General features: G+C 51.2%; 18 protein-coding genes. 10 read left to right on the top strand and 8 right to left on the bottom strand.

Going from position 1 to position 19,281, the window contains the following annotated elements:
* Positions 1-120: 120 nt before the first annotated feature.
* The 6 genes from hupB to bolA all read right to left on the bottom strand — a co-directional run bounded on the left by hupB (position 121) and on the right by bolA (position 7,373).
* Positions 121-393: a nucleoid-associated protein HU-beta gene (hupB, locus tag AL515_RS07220; protein ID WP_003021629.1), complete on the bottom strand. Its 273-nt coding sequence runs from the start codon at positions 391-393 to the stop codon at positions 121-123.
* A gap of 208 nt (positions 394-601) precedes the next feature.
* Positions 602-2,956, bottom strand: coding sequence for an endopeptidase La (gene lon / locus AL515_RS07215; RefSeq protein WP_003831014.1), 2,355 nt, complete (start codon positions 2,954-2,956; stop codon positions 602-604).
* 184 nt (positions 2,957-3,140) lie between these two features.
* Positions 3,141-4,415: an ATP-dependent protease ATP-binding subunit ClpX gene (gene clpX, locus AL515_RS07210; RefSeq protein WP_040232704.1), complete on the bottom strand. Its 1,275-nt coding sequence runs from the start codon at positions 4,413-4,415 to the stop codon at positions 3,141-3,143.
* 126 nt (positions 4,416-4,541) lie between these two features.
* Positions 4,542-5,165 (bottom strand): ATP-dependent Clp endopeptidase proteolytic subunit ClpP, encoded by a 624-nt coding sequence (gene clpP, locus AL515_RS07205; protein WP_003021624.1) that lies wholly within the window; start codon positions 5,163-5,165, stop codon positions 4,542-4,544.
* Positions 5,166-5,412: 247 nt separating this feature from the next.
* Positions 5,413-6,711, bottom strand: coding sequence for a trigger factor (gene tig / locus AL515_RS07200; protein WP_003021622.1), 1,299 nt, complete (start codon positions 6,709-6,711; stop codon positions 5,413-5,415).
* Positions 6,712-7,055: 344 nt separating this feature from the next.
* Entirely contained in the window at positions 7,056-7,373 is a 318-nt protein-coding gene (gene bolA / locus AL515_RS07195; protein ID WP_003021619.1) for a transcriptional regulator BolA, read from the bottom strand.
* Between the two features lie 305 nt (positions 7,374-7,678).
* On the opposite strand from bolA, the gene AL515_RS07190 reads away from it, so the two are divergent.
* From AL515_RS07190 to cyoE, 7 genes are all read left to right on the top strand, one after another.
* Positions 7,679-8,257: a lipoprotein gene (locus AL515_RS07190; protein ID WP_016152050.1), complete on the top strand. Its 579-nt coding sequence runs from the start codon at positions 7,679-7,681 to the stop codon at positions 8,255-8,257.
* 44 nt (positions 8,258-8,301) lie between these two features.
* On the top strand, positions 8,302-9,777 hold the full coding sequence (gene ampG / locus AL515_RS07185; protein WP_061067427.1) for a muropeptide MFS transporter AmpG: 1,476 nt from the start codon (positions 8,302-8,304) through the stop codon (positions 9,775-9,777).
* A 458-nt stretch (positions 9,778-10,235) separates the two neighbouring features.
* Positions 10,236-11,192 (top strand): cytochrome o ubiquinol oxidase subunit II, encoded by a 957-nt coding sequence (cyoA, locus tag AL515_RS07180; protein WP_061067426.1) that lies wholly within the window; start codon positions 10,236-10,238, stop codon positions 11,190-11,192.
* Positions 11,193-11,203: 11 nt separating this feature from the next.
* Entirely contained in the window at positions 11,204-13,195 is a 1,992-nt protein-coding gene (cyoB, locus tag AL515_RS07175) for a cytochrome o ubiquinol oxidase subunit I (RefSeq protein WP_003021610.1), read from the top strand.
* Positions 13,185-13,799 (top strand): cytochrome o ubiquinol oxidase subunit III, encoded by a 615-nt coding sequence (locus AL515_RS07170; protein WP_003021608.1) that lies wholly within the window; start codon positions 13,185-13,187, stop codon positions 13,797-13,799. Before cyoB ends, AL515_RS07170 begins: the two co-directional genes overlap by 11 nt.
* The gene (locus AL515_RS07165) at positions 13,799-14,128 is read left to right on the top strand and encodes a cytochrome o ubiquinol oxidase subunit IV (protein WP_003021607.1); all 330 of its coding nucleotides are present in this window, start codon (positions 13,799-13,801) and stop codon (positions 14,126-14,128) included. Before AL515_RS07170 ends, AL515_RS07165 begins: the two co-directional genes overlap by 1 nt.
* Before the next feature lie 11 nt (positions 14,129-14,139).
* Positions 14,140-15,030 (top strand): heme o synthase, encoded by an 891-nt coding sequence (gene cyoE / locus AL515_RS07160; protein ID WP_003835956.1) that lies wholly within the window; start codon positions 14,140-14,142, stop codon positions 15,028-15,030.
* A 63-nt stretch (positions 15,031-15,093) separates the two neighbouring features.
* On the opposite strand, the gene AL515_RS07155 is transcribed toward cyoE, so the two are convergent.
* Positions 15,094-15,468 (bottom strand): DUF1493 family protein, encoded by a 375-nt coding sequence (locus tag AL515_RS07155; RefSeq protein WP_061067425.1) that lies wholly within the window; start codon positions 15,466-15,468, stop codon positions 15,094-15,096.
* A 235-nt stretch (positions 15,469-15,703) separates the two neighbouring features.
* Here AL515_RS07155 and AL515_RS07150 point away from each other — a divergent pair, with 235 nt between their 5' ends.
* Positions 15,704-17,068, top strand: coding sequence for an MFS transporter (locus AL515_RS07150; protein WP_061067424.1), 1,365 nt, complete (start codon positions 15,704-15,706; stop codon positions 17,066-17,068).
* A gap of 80 nt (positions 17,069-17,148) precedes the next feature.
* Here AL515_RS07150 and AL515_RS07145 read toward each other — a convergent pair whose 3' ends face one another.
* Positions 17,149-17,640: a YajQ family cyclic di-GMP-binding protein gene (locus tag AL515_RS07145; protein WP_003831002.1), complete on the bottom strand. Its 492-nt coding sequence runs from the start codon at positions 17,638-17,640 to the stop codon at positions 17,149-17,151.
* A 174-nt stretch (positions 17,641-17,814) separates the two neighbouring features.
* On the opposite strand from AL515_RS07145, the gene panE reads away from it, so the two are divergent.
* Complete coding sequence (gene panE, locus AL515_RS07140; protein ID WP_003021593.1) at positions 17,815-18,726, top strand: 2-dehydropantoate 2-reductase; 912 nt, start codon at positions 17,815-17,817, stop codon at positions 18,724-18,726.
* Positions 18,689-19,279 (top strand): protein deglycase YajL, encoded by a 591-nt coding sequence (yajL, locus tag AL515_RS07135; RefSeq protein WP_061067423.1) that lies wholly within the window; start codon positions 18,689-18,691, stop codon positions 19,277-19,279. Before panE ends, yajL begins: the two co-directional genes overlap by 38 nt.
* Positions 19,280-19,281 lie beyond the last annotated feature (2 nt).

Here is a 19,281-nt window from a genome sequence, read left to right as displayed (position 1 = left end):
GACAAGAAACAGGGGCAATTGTCAGCCCACAACGCATAGAAAGTACCGGAATCAGAAATAAAAAAGGCACATCGGTTGATGCGCCCTTGTACTTAGTCACATCCCCAAAGGGGAAATCACTTAGTTTACCGCGTCTTTCAGTGCTTTACCTGCACGGAATCCCGGTACTTTAGCCGCGGCGATGGTGATCTCTTTACCTGTTTGCGGGTTGCGACCAGTACGGGCAGCACGCTCTTTAACGGCAAAAGTACCAAAACCTACCAGTGCTACGTCATCACCTTCTTTCAGGGATTCGGTAACAGAAGCAATAATTGCATCTAACGCACGTCCAGCCGCAGCTTTAGAGATATCAGCCCCTGCAGCAATTTTGTCGATCAGTTGAGATTTATTCACTCTTCTCTTCCTCTTTATAATATATATCGCACCAGAATCCTTCAAAGTGCGACCGCGCAGCAGTTATATCAGGCCTGCCATGCCCTTACAACACCCGATAATGATGGCAAGCCCAATCCGTTATCTAAATTAGCTATACAAAAAAAGGCTGGCAAGCCCGAAATGGCCTGCCAGCCCTGTTTTTATTAATGCTCTTTGCGCGAGGTCACTATTTTGCCGTCACAACCTGCATTCCAGAGGGTTCATTTTGCAACGCAAGAGTCAGAACTTCCTCAATACGTTTCACCGGGTGAATATTAAGATCGGCAATGACGTTGTCCGGAATCTCTTCCAGGTCACGTTTGTTTTCGTCTGGAATTAAGACCGTTTTAATGCCGCCGCGGTGCGCCGCCAGCAGTTTCTCTTTCAAACCACCAATAGGCAGAACCTGACCACGCAGGGTGATCTCGCCAGTCATCGCCACATCGGCACGAACCGGGTTACCGGTCAGACATGAGACCAGCGCGGTGCACATGGCAATACCCGCACTTGGACCATCTTTTGGCGTCGCGCCTTCAGGTACGTGAACGTGGATGTCGCGTTTTTCGTAAAAGTCCGGATTAATACCCAGTTTTTCCGCACGCGCACGCACCACGGTCAGCGCTGCCTGAATGGATTCCTGCATCACTTCGCCGAGCGATCCGGTGTAAGTCAGCTTGCCTTTACCTGGAACACAGGCGGTTTCAATGGTCAGCAGATCGCCGCCCACTTCCGTCCACGCCAGACCAGTCACCTGACCCACGCGGTTTTCGTTATCCGCACGGCCATAGTCAAAGCGCTGTACGCCCAGGTAGTCGTGCAGGTTATCGCCATTGATCTCGATGTGTTTCAGTGATTTATCGAGCAACAATTGCTTAACTGCTTTGCGGCACAGTTTGGAGATTTCGCGCTCCAGACTACGCACGCCCGCTTCACGGGTGTAGTAACGAATAATGCCTACAATGGCGCTATCGTCGACCGTCAGCTCACCTTTTTTCAGCGCGTTACGCTCAATCTGTTTTGGCAACAGGTGACGTTTCGCAATGTTCAGCTTCTCGTCTTCGGTATAACCAGACAGACGAATCACTTCCATACGATCCAGCAACGGCGCCGGAATGTTCATGGAGTTCGACGTCGCAACAAACATCACGTCGCTGAGATCGTAGTCCACTTCCAGGTAGTGATCGCTGAACGCCACGTTCTGCTCTGGATCCAGCACCTCAAGCAGTGCGGAAGCCGGATCGCCACGCATGTCAGAAGACATTTTGTCGATCTCATCAAGCAGGAACAGCGGGTTTTTAACGCCCACTTTGGCCATTTTCTGGATCAGTTTGCCCGGCATCGAACCGATATAGGTCCGGCGGTGACCACGAATTTCAGCCTCATCACGCACGCCGCCAAGCGCCATACGGATGTATTTACGCCCTGTCGCCTTCGCAATGGACTGACCCAGAGAGGTTTTACCTACCCCCGGCGGCCCAACCAGACACAGGATCGGCCCCTTGATTTTGTTCACACGGCTTTGGACCGCGAGATACTCAAGGATACGGTCTTTGACGCGTTCCAGACCGTAATGGTCGGTATCGAGGATTTCCTGCGCCTGACGCAGGTCTTTTTTGACCTTGCTACGCGCATTCCACGGTACCTGAACCATCCAGTCGATGTAGCCACGCACGACCGTCGCTTCTGCCGACATCGGAGACATCATTTTCAGCTTCTGCAGTTCCGCTTCCGCTTTCTCTTTTGCCTCTTTCGGCATTTTCGCCGCGTCGATCTTACGCTTCAGTGCTTCGTTTTCGTCCGGCGCATCGTCCATCTCGCCGAGCTCTTTCTGAATAGCTTTCATCTGCTCGTTCAGATAGTACTCACGCTGGGACTTCTCCATCTGCTTTTTCACGCGGTTGCGAATGCGTTTCTCAACCTGCAGCAGATCGATTTCTGACTCCATCATCGCCATCAGATATTCCAGACGTTCATTCACGTCGGACATCTCCAGCACGGACTGTTTGTCAGCCAGCTTCAGCGGCATGTGCGCTGCGATGGTGTCCGCCAGACGTGCAGGATCGTCAATGCTGTTAAGCGACGTCAGCACTTCTGGTGGGATTTTTTTGTTTAGCTTGATATAGCCTTCGAACTGGCTGATAGCTGTACGTACCAGCACTTCCTGTTCACGCTCATCAATAGCAGGCGAATCAAGGTACTCCGCTTTCGCAGAGAAATGCTCGCCGTTGTCTGACAACGCAGAAATACGCGCGCGCTGTAACCCCTCGACCAGCACTTTTACGGTGCCGTCAGGCAGTTTCAGCATCTGCAAAATAGAGGCCACGGTCCCGACGGTGAAAAGATCGTTTACACCCGGCTCATCCGTTGACGCTTCTTTCTGTGCGACCAGCATGATTTTTTTATCATGGTCCATAGCCGCTTCCAGACAACGGATAGATTTTTCCCGCCCTACAAATAAGGGTATGACCATGTGCGGATAAACCACCACATCGCGCAACGGCAATACGGGGATTTCAATGCGTTCAGAACGCTCAGGATTCATAGAGCTCTCTCTTAGTTTAGTTTCCGCCAGGTAATCAGGTGGTACGACTGTGCTTCACACCACCTTTAACATGTATGTCAGTATATGGGGATGATTCCCACACATTCAACGCCATGTTTACGGAAAAATAAAAGGGGAGATAAAATCCCCCCTTTTTGGTTAAACGTCTGTATGAATTGATGAATTATTCGCCAGATGCCTGCTGTGCTTCCGGCTTACCGTAAATCAGCAACGGCTTGCTCTGGCCGCCAATCACCGACTCGTCGATCACCACTTTTTCAACGTCTTCCATAGAAGGAAGATCGTACATGGTGTCGAGTAACGCCGCTTCGACGATAGAACGCAGACCACGCGCACCGGTTTTACGAATCATCGCTTTCCTGGCGATAGCATCCAGCGCTTCCTCGCGGAATTCCAGATCAACACCTTCAAGATTGAACAACGCCTGGTACTGCTTGGTCAGGGCATTTTTCGGCTCTTTCAGGATCTGAATAAGCGCTTCTTCGCTCAGTTCGCTCAGGGTTGCCACAACCGGCAGACGACCGATGAACTCAGGGATCAGACCAAATTTAATCAGATCTTCCGGTTCTACCTGCGACAGCAGTTCACCTTCGCTGGCTTTATCAGACTGTGCTTTTACCGTTGCGCCAAAACCAATGCCGGAGCCGGTTTCAACACGGTTAGCAATCACCTTATCCAGACCGGCAAATGCACCACCGCAGATAAACAGAATCTTGGAGGTATCAACCTGCAGGAATTCCTGCTGCGGATGTTTGCGTCCACCCTGCGGCGGAACGGCGGCAACCGTACCTTCGATCAGTTTCAACAGCGCCTGCTGTACGCCTTCGCCAGAAACGTCACGGGTAATGGACGGATTGTCTGATTTACGCGAAATCTTGTCGATTTCATCGATATAGACGATCCCACGCTGTGCTTTCTGCACGTCGTAATCGCACTTCTGCAACAGTTTCTGAATAATATTTTCAACATCTTCACCCACATAACCGGCTTCGGTCAGCGTGGTGGCGTCGGCCATAGTGAACGGAACGTCCAGCAGGCGCGCCAGCGTTTCAGCCAGCAGCGTTTTACCGGAACCCGTCGGGCCAATCAGCAGGATGTTACTTTTGCCCAACTCGACGCCATTGCTGGTGTCGCCGTTGCGCAGACGTTTGTAATGGTTGTATACCGCGACCGCCAGCACTTTCTTCGCCTGTTCCTGGCCAATAACATAATCGTCCAGGTGGTTGCGAATTTCATGTGGCGTCGGCAGCGCACTGCGTTCACGGTGCGGTGCTACTTCCTTAATCTCTTCGCGAATGATGTCGTTACATAAATCAACACATTCGTCGCAGATATACACGGATGGTCCGGCAATCAGCTTACGCACTTCATGCTGGCTTTTGCCGCAAAAAGAGCAGTACAACAATTTGCCCGAGCCATCTTTGCGTTTATCTGTCATGGGTCAAAACCTCTTCTTTGTTCTTTGTGCCGCACACGACGACGCAAATGCCATTCTCAGGCGCAAGACGCTAGTCAGCGTTGTGCCGCTCCAGGTAATTATAGCGGCACACCTGCGCGCTGGGCATTAATTACGATGGGTCAAAATCGAGTCGACCAGACCGTACTCCACCGCTTCAGAAGCGGAGAGGAAGCGATCGCGCTCGGTATCACGTTCAATCTGCTCAAGAGATTGACCCGTATGATGCGCCATAAGTTCGTTCATGCGCCCTTTTACCTTCAGGATTTCACGGGCATGAATTTCAATATCCGTTGCCTGACCCTGGTAACCGCCCAGAGGCTGGTGGATCATGACGCGAGAGTTAGGCAGGCAAAAACGTTTACCTTTCGCCCCGGCGGTCAGCAGGAACGCGCCCATTGAGGCCGCCTGGCCCATACAAATGGTGCTGACGTCTGGCTTAATAAACTGCATGGTGTCATAGATAGACATCCCGGCAGTGATCACCCCACCAGGGGAGTTAATATACAGGTAGATATCTTTTTCCGGGTTTTCTGCTTCCAGGAACAGCATCTGCGCCACGATCAGGTTAGCCATATGGTCTTCGACCTGGCCGGTCAGAAAAATGACGCGTTCCTTAAGTAGACGAGAATAGATATCAAATGAGCGCTCACCACGTGAGGTCTGTTCAATGACCATCGGCACCAGCGCCATATGGGGTGCAAAGTTATCTCGTTCGCCGCTGTATGACATTTCCGTCTCCTGGATAAAATTTGAAAAAACCTGCTGTGCTGATTGTAACCTTATGGACGGATTATCAGCTAGTCCCTCAGTAATGGGTACGACATCGCCATAATTCAAGCATAACAATCTTTTGTTGTAACGCTAACACTGAAACGCTGTTTTCGCACTCTTCCCATGCAAAATGCGTGACAAAAAAAAACCCGCCACCAAAAGGTGACGGGCTTGCGTATGAAATTCGTGCTAAAAAAGCGACGAATTACGCCTGCTGGTTCATCAGTTCGTTGAAGGAAGTGGCTTTTTCAGTCACTTTCGCTTTCGCCAGAACGGCTTCAACAGCCTGCTCTTCCAGAGCGACGTTACGCATGTTGTCCATCAGCTCTTTATTTTTGCTGTAGAACTCAACCACTTCTTTCGGATCTTCGTAAGCAGAAGCCATCTCTTCGATCAGGCCTTTAACGCGATCTTCGTCAGCTTTCAGTTCATTGGTGCGAATCACTTCGCCCAGCAGCAGACCAACAACTACGCGACGCTTAGCCTGTTCTTCGAACAGTTCACGCGGCAGTTCCAGAGCTTGTTTCTCGTTGCCGCCGAAACGCTGTGCAGCCTGACGACGCAGAACGTCGATTTCGCTGTCGATCAGCGCAGCCGGAACGTCGATGTCGTTAGCTTTTACCAGACCTTCGATCGCCTGAGACTTAACGCGGTTACGCACTGCGCCTTTCAGCTCGCGTTCCATGTTTTTGCGTACTTCAGCGCGCAGACCTGCTACGGAACCATCTTCAACGCCGAAACGTTTGATGAATTCTTCAGTCAGTTCCGGCAGTTCGCGTTCTTCAACTTTCTTCAGGTTGATAACGAACTTAGCGGCTTTACCTTTCAGGTTTTCAGCGTGGTACTCTTCCGGGAAAGTCACGTCGATAGTGAACTCTTCGCCAGCTTTATGGCCTTTAACGCCTTCTTCAAAGCCTGGGATCATACGACCCTGGCCCATCGCCAGTACGAAGTCAGACGCTTTGCCGCCTTCGAACTCTTCGCCGTCTACAGAGCCGGTGAAGTCGATGGTTACACGGTCTTCTGCGTCAGCAGCGCCGTCTTTGTCTTTCCAGGTTGCCTGCTGCTTACGCAGGGTGTCCAGCATCACGTCAACGTCAGCGTCAGTAACTTCAACAACCGGTTTTTCAACTTCGATTGCTTCCAGGCCAGTCAGCTCAACTTCCGGGTAAACTTCGAACTCTACCGCGTAAGTAAAATCTTCACCCAGCTTGTATTCACCCGGAACGTAGTTCGGTGCGCCAGCCGGATTGATTTTTTCTTTGATGATCGCGTCAACGAAGTTGCGGCTCATCAGGTCACCCAGAACGTCCTGGCGAACAGACGCGCCATAACGCTGAGCAACAACATTCATCGGTACTTTTCCTTTGCGGAAACCGTCAATACGCACTTTCTTCGCTACGTTGACCAGCTCGCTTTTCACAGCGGTCTCGATGCTGTCAGCAGCGATAGTAATCGTTACACGGCGGCCAAGGCCTTGAGTGGTTTCAACTGAAACTTGCATCTTGTTACCTCAAAAAATCACAGTGCTCGGTCAACTCTTCTCCGCAAGCACAGGTTGTTGGCTTCGCGGAACTGGGATGTTCTCATAATCAATCACATTCCCTGTCGTCAGAATCATCCCGAAGACATTCCGAAAAATAAGACGCGCATTATAGCGGCATCACTTTTATGAGTCGAGAACGGTTATTGCGCGTTGCTGCGGCTTTTTTCACAATTCCCGGCTAATTTTTGTCTGAATACTGGACGACCTACTCAGAATTCAGACAAAACAAAACGGCCCGCAGGCCGTTTTCACATAATCTGTAGCAACATACTGGAAAAGCGTCGGTTGTTGCAAATCCGTTTTTACGCGATGCTTCCCGCCCCACGACACGGAGGCGATGCAAAAATCGTATCCTGCAACGCTTCCCACTCCTTAATGGTGTAGGTATGCAGGGCAAGGGCATGAACGGTTGTGGAAAGCTCTGCCGTTAACGTGCTGTAAATCATCCGATGACGATTAAGAAAACGTTCACCTGTAAAGCGATCGCTAACCAGCACAACCTTAAAGTGGCTTTCAGAACCAGCCGGGACATTGTGACGATAGCTTTCATCCACAACTTCGAGGAACACGGGTTCGAACGCTGCCCTTAATTTTTCTTCTATTTGCTCACGAATCATCATGAAATTTTCCTCCGACAACGCTGAGATGTCACCCATCCCTTTAAATACTAGCCGCTTTTACCGTTTTCATTACACCTTAGCAACAAAAAATTAGCGCTTGTCTGATTTTCTCAGCCAAACGGATGAAGTTCACTGAATCCTCACTTCGATTTATTGCAAAAAGTCCGTTTATGGTCTCCACAAAGTCATAAAACGGACAACACAATGAATTTACATGCGTTACCCACTTCCCCTCATCGTTGGCGATGTTATGATGGCGGGAAATTTCTCCAACCATACAATTTAGATTCGCTGAGAGCCCTGGCATGTTTAAAAAAATCCTCGTCCCGTTTGTCGCGCTGTTCATGTTAGCTGGATGCGCAACGCCGCCGACCACTATTGAAGTCTCCCCGAAAATTACTCTGCCGCAGCAGGACCCAAGCCTGATGGGCGTGACCGTTAGCATCAACGGTGCCGACCAGCGTCAGGATCAAGCGCTGGCAAAAGTCACCCGCGACAACCAACTGGTTACGCTGACTGCGTCACGCGATCTGCGCTTCCTGCTACAAGAAGTGCTGGAAAAACAGATGACCGCACGCGGTTATATGATTGGACCAAACGGTGCTGTAAACCTGCAAATCATTGTTAGCCAGCTGTACGCTGACGTGTCTCAGGGTAGCGTGCGCTATAACATCGCCACCAAAGCAGACATCGCCATCATTGCGACCGCTGCTAACGGCAACAAGATGACCAAAAACTACCGCGCAAGCTATTCTGTTGAAGGCGCACTGCAGGCCTCTAACAAAAATATCGCTGACGCCGTTAACAGCGTGCTGACCGACACCATCGCTGATATGTCTCAGGACACCAGCGTTCACGATTTCATCAAGCAGAACGCGCGTTAATTTCTGCCCATATGGCCCGGCGTTCGTCGGGCCTATAGAAGCCCATGTCCAGTCATTACTTACGTATTTTTCAGCAACCACGTTCGGCTATCCTGCTCATGCTGGGGTTCGCTTCCGGTTTACCGCTCGCACTCACCTCCGGTACGCTTCAGGCGTGGATGACGGTCGAGAATATCGATCTTAAAACCATCGGTTTCTTTTCCCTGGTAGGTCAGGCCTACGTATTTAAGTTCCTCTGGTCCCCGCTTATGGATCGCTACACGCCGCCATTTTTAGGTCGACGTCGCGGTTGGCTGCTGGCGACCCAGGTGCTGTTGTTAATTTCTATCGCCGCGATGGGCTTTCTGGAGCCTGGCACACAGTTACGCTGGATGGCCGCACTCGCAGTAGTGATCGCTTTTTGCTCGGCCTCGCAGGATATCGTCTTTGATGCCTGGAAAACCGACGTGTTGCCCGCAGAAGAGCGCGGCACCGGCGCGGCTATCAGCGTGCTGGGCTATCGATTAGGGATGCTGGTTTCAGGCGGACTGGCCCTGTGGATGGCCGATCGCTGGCTGGGCTGGCAAGGGATGTACTGGCTGATGGCAGCGCTGTTGATCCCTTGTATCATCGCCACCCTGTTAGCACCTGAACCGACTGACACCATTCCGGTGCCTAAAACGCTGGAACAGGCGGTTGCGGCTCCGCTGCGCGACTTCTTTGGTCGTAACAACGCCTGGCTTATCCTGCTGCTCATTGTGCTGTATAAGCTCGGTGATGCCTTCGCCATGAGCCTGACCACCACCTTTTTGATCCGCGGTGTCGGATTTGATGCCGGTGAAGTCGGCGTCGTCAATAAAACGCTGGGGCTGCTGGCGACAATAGTCGGTGCGCTATACGGTGGGATCCTGATGCAGCGTCTTTCGCTGTTTCGCGCGTTACTCATTTTCGGCATTCTGCAGGGCGTATCGAACGCCGGATACTGGCTGCTTTCTATAACCGACAAGCACATGTTCAGTATGGCGACTGCCGTCTTCTTTGAAAACCTGTGCGGTGGGATGGGTACTGCGGCGTTTGTCGCCTTATTAATGACGCTGTGTAATAAATCGTTCTCCGCAACCCAGTTCGCCCTGCTCTCCGCGCTTTCAGCGGTCGGTCGCGTTTACGTTGGCCCGGTAGCAGGTTGGTTTGTCGAAGCACACGGCTGGCCGACGTTTTATCTGTTCTCCGTGTTTGCCGCGATCCCCGGCCTCATACTGCTGCTGGTATGTCGCCAGACCCTGGAACATAGCTGGCAAAATGAAAGCTTTATTCCGCGTACGGAATTTCGTGGAGCGTACAGTCTGGCATTAATGACGTTGGTAGTGGGCTGCTGCCTGCTGCTGGTTTGGCTGCTGCTGTTAACCATGAACGCGCTGGATTACACCAACTTCTCCTTCCTGCCGGAACTGCTTGAAGTCTCGGTGGCGGTCGCGGTCTGCGGGGTGATTTTTGGCGGATTGCTGGATTATCTGGCTCTGCGCAAAAACCGTCTGGCGTAAAAAACCGTATTAATAAGCCGTTGTAATCACCCTGCGTAATTATAACGGCTAAATAAACAACAATTGATAAAAATAATATTTGTTATTTTGTGCGCCAAAGAATTTGGAAATTATTGACGCCTTTTATATATTTTATTTTCCTTACTCGATTCAGCCACTACAGATTTATTTTTTGTTCCCGAATTGTCTTTTTATTGATAATCAATTGTTAAACAATTGTTTTATTTTCGTATTGGTTATACCAATTGCCCTCAGCCTGTCCCCCGCCTGCCTGCTTTCGTTATAACGTGATGTTGCAACAGGTTCTTAAAGTCAAAGCGACATATATTGCAACATATGTGACATGCGCGGCAGAACCCAGTAACACAGATCCAAGGATGTTTACAGTAATGTAACCTTCCCGTAAAATGCCCTCACACTTTAAACGCCACCCGGTCCCGTGGAATTGAGGTCGTTAAATGAGACTCAGGAAATACAATAAAAGTTTGGGATGGTTGTCATTAATTGCAGGCACTGCGTTACTCAGTGGCTGTAATTCTGCGCTGCTTGACCCTAAAGGACAGATTGGACTGGAACAACGTTCACTGATACTGACGGCATTTGGCCTGATGTTGATTGTCGTTATTCCTGCCATCTTGATGGCTGTTGGTTTTGCCTGGAAGTATCGTGCAAGCAATAAAGATGCGAAGTACAGCCCGAACTGGTCACACTCCAATAAAGTGGAAGCTGTGGTCTGGACGGTGCCGATCTTAATCATCATTTTCCTTGCCGTTCTGACCTGGAAAACCACTCACGCTCTTGAGCCAAGCAAACCGCTGGCGCATGACGAGAAGCCCATTACCATCGAAGTGGTTTCCATGGATTGGAAATGGTTCTTCATCTATCCGGAACAGGGTATCGCTACCGTGAATGAAATCGCCTTCCCGGCGAATACTCCGGTTGAGTTCAAAGTGACATCCAACTCCGTGATGAATTCCTTCTTTATCCCGCGTCTGGGTAGCCAGATTTATGCCATGGCCGGTATGCAGACTCGACTGCATCTGATCGCCAACGAAGTCGGTACTTATGATGGTATCTCCGCAAGCTACAGCGGACCAGGCTTCTCCGGTATGAAGTTCAAGGCTATCGCAACAAAGGACCGCGCCGAATTCGACCAATGGGTTGCTAAAGCTAAACAGTCCACGAACACCATGAGCGACATGGCTGCGTTCGAGAAAGTGGCTGTGCCAAGCGAATACAACCAGGTGGAATACTTCTCCAACGTGAAACCTGATTTGTTTAAAGACGTTATTAACAAATTTATGGCTCACGGTAAGAGCATGGACATGACCCAACCCGAAGGTGAGCACAACGCACACGAAGGCATGGAAGGCATGGACATGAGCCACGCGGAATCCGCCAACTCAAGGGGTTGAGGAAGAATACGATGTTCGGAAAATTGACGCTGGATGCAGTGCCGTTCCATGAACCTATTGTCATGGTTACGATCGCTGCCATTATCATCGGTGGTGCGGCCTTACTGGGCCTAATCACTTACTTCGGTAAGTGGACCTACCTGTGGAAAGAGTGGCTGACTTCGGTTGACCACAAACGCCTTGGCATCATGTATGTCATCGTCGCAATCGTCATGTTGATTCGTGGCTTTGCCGACGCCATCATGATGCGTAGTCAGCAAGCGCTGGCTTCTGCGGGTGAAGCGGGCTTCTTGCCACCTCACCACTACGACCAGATCTTCACGGCCCACGGCGTGATTATGATCTTCTTCGTGGCAATGCCATTTGTTATCGGTCTGATGAACCTGGTGGTTCCACTGCAGATCGGTGCACGTGACGTTGCATTCCCGTTCCTGAACAACCTGAGCTTCTGGTTCACCGTTGTCGGCGTAATCCTGGTTAACCTGTCTCTGGGCGTGGGTGAATTCGCGCAGACCGGTTGGCTGGCATATCCACCACTTTCGGGAATAGAGTACAGTCCAAGCGTCGGGGTCGATTATTGGATATGGGCAGTCCAGTTGTCCGGTATTGGTACAACCCTGACCGGTATCAACTTCTTTGTGACCATCATTAAGATGCGTGCGCCAGGAATGACCATGTTCAAGATGCCGGTATTCAGCTGGGCGTCTCTGTGCGCGAACATCCTGATTATCGCTTCTTTCCCAATCCTGACGGTTACCGTCGCGTTGCTGACCCTGGATCGCTATCTGGGTACCCATTTCTTTACCAACGATATGGGCGGCAACATGATGATGTACATCAACCTGATTTGGGCCTGGGGCCATCCGGAAGTGTACATTCTGGTTCTGCCGGTCTTCGGGGTGTTCTCCGAAATCGCGGCAACCTTCTCACGTAAACGTCTGTTTGGTTACACCTCGCTGGTGTGGGCAACCGTGTGTATCACCGTTCTGTCGTTCGTTGTTTGGCTGCACCACTTCTTCACCATGGGTGCAGGCGCTAACGTAAACGCCTTCTTCGGTATTACCACCATGATTATCGCCATCCCGACCGGGGTGAAGATCTTCAACTGGCTGTTCACCATGTATCAGGGCCGTATCGTATTCCACTCAGCGATGCTGTGGACGATTGGCTTTATCGTGACCTTCTCAGTCGGCGGCATGACCGGCGTACTGTTGGCGGTTCCGGGTGCAGACTTCGTACTGCACAACAGTCTGTTCCTGATTGCGCACTTCCATAACGTTATCATCGGCGGCGTCGTATTTGGCTGCTTCGCAGGTATGACCTACTGGTGGCCAAAAGCGTTTGGCTTCACGCTGAACGAAACCTGGGGTAAACGCGCATTCTGGTTCTGGATCATCGGCTTCTTCGTGGCATTTATGCCGCTGTACGTGCTGGGCTTCATGGGTATGACCCGTCGCCTCAGCCAGCAGATTGACCCACAGTTCCATCCGATGCTGGTCGTTGCCGCCTGCGGCGCCGCGCTGATTGCACTGGGTATCCTGTGCCAGCTGATTCAGATCTACGTTTCTATTCGCGACCGCGAGCAGAACCGTGACCTGACCGGTGACCCATGGGGTGGTCGTACGCTGGAGTGGGCAACCTCTTCCCCGCCTCCGTTCTATAACTTTGCCGTTGTGCCGCACGTTCACGAGCGTGATGCCTTCTGGGAAATGAAAGAAAAAGGTGAAGCGTACAAGCAGCCTGCGCACTATGAAGAAATTCATATGCCTAAGAACAGCGGTGCCGGTATCGTCATTACCGCCTTCGCAACACTGTTTGGTTTCGCCATGATCTGGCATATCTGGTGGCTGGCGATTGCAAGCTTCGCAGGCATGATCATCAGCTGGATTGTGAAAAGCTTTGATGAAGACGTGGATTACTACGTGCCGGTCCCGGAAGTCGAAAAACTGGAAAACCAGCATTTCGATGAGATTACTAAGGCAGGGCTGAAAAATGGCAACTGATACTTTAACGCACGCGACTGCCCACGCGCACGAACACGGGCACCACGATGCAGGCCAGACCAAGATCTTCGGATTCTGGATCTACCTGATGAGCGACTGCATTCTGTTCTCTATTCTGTTTGCAACCTATGCCGTTCTGGTGAACGGCACCGCAGGTGGCCCGACAGGTAAGGACATTTTTGAACTGCCGTTCGTTCTGGTTGAAACATTCCTGTTGTTATTCAGCTCCATTACTTACGGCATGGCAGCGATTGCCATGTACAAGAACAACAAGAGCCAGGTTATCTCCTGGCTGGCGTTGACCTTCTTGTTCGGTGCCGGATTCATCGGGATGGAACTCTATGAATTCCATCACCTGATTGTTAACGGCATGGGCCCGGATCGCAGCGGTTTCCTGTCTGCGTTCTTCGCGCTGGTCGGCACGCACGGTCTGCACGTCACCTCCGGTCTTATCTGGATGGCGGTGCTGATGGTGCAGGTGGCTCGTCGCGGCCTGACCAGTACTAACCGTACCCGCATCATGTGCCTGAGCCTGTTCTGGCACTTCCTGGATGTGGTATGGATTTGTGTGTTCACTGTTGTTTATCTGATGGGGGCGATGTAATGAGTCATGCTAACGAGAGCGGCGGCGCATCCCATGGCAGCGTAAAAACCTACATGACAGGTTTTATCCTGTCTATCATCCTGACGGTCATTCCGTTCTGGATGGTGATGACAGGTTCTGCCTCTCCGGCCGTCATTCTGGGAACTATTCTGGCAATGGCAGTGGTACAGATTCTGGTGCACCTGGTGTGCTTCCTGCACATGAATAGCAAATCTGATGAAGGCTGGAACATGACGGCCTTTGTCTTTACTGTGCTAATCATCGCCATCCTGGTTGTGGGCTCCATCTGGATTATGTGGAACCTTAACTACAACATGATGATGCACTAAGAGCGGCGATTATGATGTTTAAGCAATACCTGCAAGTAACGAAACCAGGCATCATCTTTGGCAACCTGATCTCGGTGATTGGGGGGTTCCTGCTGGCCTCGAAAGGCAGCATTGATTATCCCCTGTTTATCTACACGTTGGTTGGGGTGTCACTGGTTGTGGCGTCGGGTTGTGTATTTAACAACTACATCGACAGGGATATCGACAGGAAGATGGAGAGGACCAAAAACCGCGTGCTGGTTAAAGGTCTGATTTCCCCTGCGGTCTCACTGGTGTACGCCACCCTGCTGGGTATTGCTGGTTTTATGCTGCTGTGGTTTGGCGCGAACCCTCTGGCCTGCTGGCTGGGGGTAATGGGCTTCGTGGTCTATGTGGGCGTCTATAGCCTGTACATGAAGCGCCATTCCGTTTATGGCACGCTGATTGGCTCACTCTCCGGCGCTGCGCCGCCGGTGATTGGCTACTGCGCCGTAACCGGTGAGTTCGATAGCGGTGCGCTGATTCTGCTGGCTATTTTCAGCCTGTGGCAGATGCCGCACTCTTACGCGATTGCGATTTTCCGCTTTAAGGATTATCAGGCTGCCAACATCCCGGTACTGCCAGTGGTAAAAGGTATTTCAGTCGCGAAAAACCATATCACGCTGTATATCATCGCATTTGCTATCGCCACGCTGATGCTAACCCTGGGCGGCTATGCAGGTTATAAATACCTGATTGTTGCTGCGGCGGTGAGCGTCTGGTGGTTGGGCATGGCGCTGCGCGGTTATAAAGTGGAAGATGACAAAGTCTGGGCGCGCAAGCTGTTCGGCTTCTCCATCATCGCCATTACCGCGCTTTCCGTGATGATGTCCGTCGACTTTATGGTGCCAAACTCGCAGAACCTGCTGACTTACGTCTGGTAAAATCTGCTGATACAAAAAGGGTGCTTCGGCACCCTTTTTTATTATTATGCAGTTTGGAGAGCATTAGGTCTCGTCTTTTTGTTTATCATCCCAGACCTCAAACAGCCATTTCCCCGCTTCAGCCGACTCAGCAAACATCCTTACGGTTAACGGTATGCGCGTTGCTTCCACTTCTTCCCGGTTAGCTTTGAACCATCTCGTGAATAGCGGTAGATTGTGCCATGGATAGTAAGGTTTCCAGTTCACACATGATAAATCGACTTTGAACTCTTTCTCATATCGATCCAGAGCCCAGTAGAGATCATCACCGGGGGCATCAAACAAATCTGAATCGAGTTCTAAAGGAACCTCTTTCCAGTTTTCATCCAAATACCCAGGTATTTCTTCCCTGAAAAGTGTTAACACATCGTCTTGAATACTCATTAGAATGATATCCATCGGAAACAGTCATCCATAGGAAGCAATTGGTTATATTTATCGCGAAATACCATTTTCCTTTTCCCTCTTTCCATTAGAAATAACCACAAAAAGACTACACTTGTAATTATCGCAAGTAAATTAGTTGCAATTGTAACTATTTAAGTTTCCGTGCTACACAATTCCACATATCGTAGAGGTTTACCCCATTCCTTCCCCGCTTTACACTAGGCGCGAAATTAATACAGAGGTGGGAATGAACGATTACAAAATGACGCCCGGTGAGTTGCGCGCCACCTGGGGTTTAGGGACCGTATTCTCGTTGCGCATGCTTGGCATGTTTATGGTTCTGCCAGTTCTGACCACATACGGCATGGCGCTACAGGGCGCCAGCGAAGCGCTGATAGGCCTTGCCATCGGCATTTATGGCCTGGCGCAAGCCGTCTTCCAGATCCCCTTTGGTCTGCTCTCTGACCGCATCGGCCGTAAGCCGCTTATCGTCGGTGGGCTAGCGGTATTCGTTCTCGGCAGCGTGATTGCCGCCCTTTCCGATTCAATCTGGGGAATTATTCTAGGCCGGGCTTTGCAAGGTTCCGGGGCGATTGCCGCCGCCGTGATGGCGCTGCTTTCCGACTTAACCCGCGAGCAAAACCGCACCAAAGCGATGGCGTTTATCGGCGTCAGCTTTGGTATCACCTTTGCCATTGCGATGGTGCTGGGGCCAATCGTTACCCATGCGCTGGGGTTACACGCGCTGTTCTGGATGATCGCCGCCCTTGCTACCACGGGTATCGTGCTGACCATTTGGGTCGTTCCCAATAGCACCAGCCACGTACTAAACCGTGAATCGGGCATGGTAAAAGATAGCTTCAGCAAAGTGCTGGCGGAGCCCAAACTGCTGAAGCTTAACTTTGGCATCATGTGCCTGCACATTTTGCTGATGTCCACTTTCGTCGCGTTACCAGGACAACTGGCGAAAGCCGGTTTCCCCGCCGCAGAACACTGGAAAATTTATCTGGTGACGATGCTGCTGTCCTTTGTTTCCGTGGTGCCGTTCATCATTTACGCCGAAGTAAAGCGCAAGATGAAACGCGTATTCCTCGCCTGCGTGTTACTGATCCTTATTGCAGAGATTGTATTGTGGAGCGCTAACGTGCGTTTCTGGGGTCTGATTGCGGGCGTGCAAATATTCTTCCTCGCCTTTAACCTGATGGAAGCCCTCCTCCCATCGCTTATCAGCAAAGAGTCTCCGGCTGGCTATAAAGGCACGGCGATGGGCGTTTACTCCACCAGCCAGTTTCTTGGCGTGGCGATTGGCGGTTCGCTCGGCGGTTGGGTGGTCGAAATGTTTGATGGTCAGGCGGTATTCCTGGCTGGCGCGTTGCTGGCAGCAGTTTGGTTGATTGTGGCAAGCACAATGAAAGAGCCACCGTATGTCAGCAGCCTGCGCGTGGAAATCCCACCTGAAATTGCCGCGGATGACACGTTGAAGCAGCGCCTGTTGGCAAAAGAAGGAATAAGCGAAGTGTTAATTGTGGCGAAAGAGCATTCGGCCTACGTGAAAATCGACAGCAAAGTGACCAATCGATTCGAGGTTGAGCAAGCGATAAGCCAGGCGTGAAGAGTGCCGGATGGCGACTAACGTCTTATCCGGCCTACAAATAGCGTGTGCGACCTGTAGGCCGGATCAGGCATTACGACTTAATCGCGGAAGTTTTTAAACTGGAACGGCTGGCCGAGATCGCCACCGCGAACCAGCGCCATGACGGATTGCAGATCGTCACGCGCCTTACCGGTCACACGAATTTCTTCGCCCTGAATCTGCGCCTGTACCTTCAGCTTGCTGTCTTTGATCAGCTTAACGATTTTCTTTTGCACTGCGCTTTCAATGCCTTGTTTAAGCTTAGCTTCAACAAACCAGGTTTTACCACTGTGCACGAAGGTCTCTGGTACGTCCAGCGACGTGCCTTCAATACCGCGTTTGAGCAGCTTGGCACGCAGAATATCCAGCAACTGATTGACCTGAAAATCAGACTCGCTCAGCACCTTAATCGTCTTATTTGACTCATTCAGCTCAAAAGTGGCTTCAACGCCACGAAAATCAAAGCGTGACTCCACTTCGCGGCTGGCGTTATCTACCGCGTTACGGGCTTCCTGAAGATCAACTTCAGAAACAATATCGAAAGATGGCATCTTTTCCTCTCCCTTCATTTTTGATGCGAAGCATAATACCTGCAAAGTTACTCAACAGACAGCGCTATACTAGGCTGTATCCTTTCATTGTACGTGGTAGTGACATCTGCGAACAATAATGGGGTGCGGTCGATATGGATTAACACCTGGTGCTGTTGCAGGTGAGGAGGAAGAATGAAAATTACCGTACTGGGATGTGGAGCGTTAGGGCAGCTATGGCTTACAGCGCTGTGCAAACATGGACATGAGGTGCAAGGGTGGCTGCGCGTACCGCAACCCTACTGCAGTGTAAACCTGATCGACACGGATGGCTCAGTTTTTAATGAATCCCTGACGGCAAATGACCCCGACTTTTTGGCAAAAAGCGACCTGCTGCTGGTCACCCTGAAGGCCTGGCAGGTTTCTGATGCGGTAAAAGGCCTGTCTGCAATTCTGCCTGAAACCACGCCCATTCTGCTTATTCACAACGGCATGGGGACGATTGAAGAGTTACATAACATTAAACAACCCTTGCTGATGGGCACCACCACTCACGCGGCACGCCGTGACGGGAACGTCATCATTCATGTCGCTCAGGGAACAACGCGTATTGGGCCGGCGCGTGAGCAAGACGGCGATTTCAGCTATCTGGCTGAAACCCTGCAAGAGGTGCTGCCGGACGTCGCTTGGCATAACACTATTCGCGCCGAGCTGTGGCGCAAGCTGGCCGTCAACTGCGTCATTAACCCGCTGACCGCATTATGGGATTGCCCAAACGGTGAGTTACGCCATCATCCTGAAAAAATAGCGCTCATCTGCGAGGAAGTGGCAGCGGTCATCGAACGCGAAGGCCACCACACATCAGCGGATGATTTACGCTATTATGTCGAGCAAGTGATTGACAGTACGGCGGAAAATATCTCATCTATGCTGCAGGACATTCGCGCCATGCGTCATACCGAGATCGACTACATTACCGGTTATTTGTTAAAACGCGCACGCGCACACGGCATCGCCGTTCCGGAAAATGCCCGCCTGTTTGAAATGGTTAAAAGAAAGGAAAGTGAGTATGAGCGCTCAAGCACTGGTATGTCTCGCCCCTGGTAGTGAAGAAACCGAAGCGGTCACCACTATCGATCTGCTGGTTCGCGGCGGAATTAAGGTCACGACTGCAAGCGTCGCCAGCGATGGCAACCTGACTATTGTGTGCTCGCGCGGTGTGAAACTGCTGGCGGATGCGCCATTAGTCGAAGTTGCTGACGGCGATTTCGACATTATCGTACTGCCGGGCGGTATTAAAGGCGCCGAGTGTTTTCGCGACAGCCCTCTGCTGGTCGAAACCGTAAAACAGTTTCATCGCTCCGGACGCATTGTCGCGGCAATCTGCGCCGCTGCCGCGACCGTCCTCGTCCCACACGACATTTTTCCCATCGGTAACATGACCGGCTACCCGGCGCTGAAAGACCAAATCCCCGCTGATCAATGGCAGGACAAGCGTGTCGTGTGGGATCCGCGCGTTAACCTGTTAACCAGCCAGGGACCGGGAACCTCCATCGATTTCGGTTTGAAAATCATTGATCTTCTGGTCAGTCGCGAAAAAGCCCACGAGGTGGCATCACAACTGGTGATGGCTGCGGGAATTTATAACTACTACGAGTAAAT

It is taken from the genome of Citrobacter sp. FDAARGOS_156, assembly GCF_001559235.2.
Taxonomy (GTDB): domain Bacteria; phylum Pseudomonadota; class Gammaproteobacteria; order Enterobacterales; family Enterobacteriaceae; genus Citrobacter; species Citrobacter youngae.
This window is presented reverse-complemented; position numbering and strand designations above follow the sequence as displayed.

Bases quoted from the DNA above. Each gene is read 5' to 3' on its own strand.
- cyoB (WP_003021610.1), top strand. From the start codon at position 11,204: ATGTTCGGAAAATTGACGCTGGATGCAGTGCCGTTCCATGAACCTATT.
- AL515_RS07170 (WP_003021608.1), top strand. From the start codon at position 13,185: ATGGCAACTGATACTTTAACGCACGCGACTGCCCACGCGCACGAACAC.
- cyoA (WP_061067426.1), top strand. From the start codon at position 10,236: ATGAGACTCAGGAAATACAATAAAAGTTTGGGATGGTTGTCATTAATT.
- AL515_RS07165 (WP_003021607.1), top strand. From the start codon at position 13,799: ATGAGTCATGCTAACGAGAGCGGCGGCGCATCCCATGGCAGCGTAAAA.
- clpX (WP_040232704.1), bottom strand. From the start codon at position 4,415: ATGACAGATAAACGCAAAGATGGCTCGGGCAAATTGTTGTACTGCTCT.
- AL515_RS07145 (WP_003831002.1), bottom strand. From the start codon at position 17,640: ATGCCATCTTTCGATATTGTTTCTGAAGTTGATCTTCAGGAAGCCCGT.
- cyoE (WP_003835956.1), top strand. From the start codon at position 14,140: ATGATGTTTAAGCAATACCTGCAAGTAACGAAACCAGGCATCATCTTT.
- yajL (WP_061067423.1), top strand. From the start codon at position 18,689: ATGAGCGCTCAAGCACTGGTATGTCTCGCCCCTGGTAGTGAAGAAACC.
- tig (WP_003021622.1), bottom strand. From the start codon at position 6,711: ATGCAAGTTTCAGTTGAAACCACTCAAGGCCTTGGCCGCCGTGTAACG.
- panE (WP_003021593.1), top strand. From the start codon at position 17,815: ATGAAAATTACCGTACTGGGATGTGGAGCGTTAGGGCAGCTATGGCTT.
- ampG (WP_061067427.1), top strand. From the start codon at position 8,302: ATGTCCAGTCATTACTTACGTATTTTTCAGCAACCACGTTCGGCTATC.
- AL515_RS07150 (WP_061067424.1), top strand. From the start codon at position 15,704: ATGAACGATTACAAAATGACGCCCGGTGAGTTGCGCGCCACCTGGGGT.
- lon (WP_003831014.1), bottom strand. From the start codon at position 2,956: ATGAATCCTGAGCGTTCTGAACGCATTGAAATCCCCGTATTGCCGTTG.
- AL515_RS07190 (WP_016152050.1), top strand. From the start codon at position 7,679: ATGTTTAAAAAAATCCTCGTCCCGTTTGTCGCGCTGTTCATGTTAGCT.
- clpP (WP_003021624.1), bottom strand. From the start codon at position 5,165: ATGTCATACAGCGGCGAACGAGATAACTTTGCACCCCATATGGCGCTG.
- AL515_RS07155 (WP_061067425.1), bottom strand. From the start codon at position 15,468: ATGGATATCATTCTAATGAGTATTCAAGACGATGTGTTAACACTTTTC.
- bolA (WP_003021619.1), bottom strand. From the start codon at position 7,373: ATGATGATTCGTGAGCAAATAGAAGAAAAATTAAGGGCAGCGTTCGAA.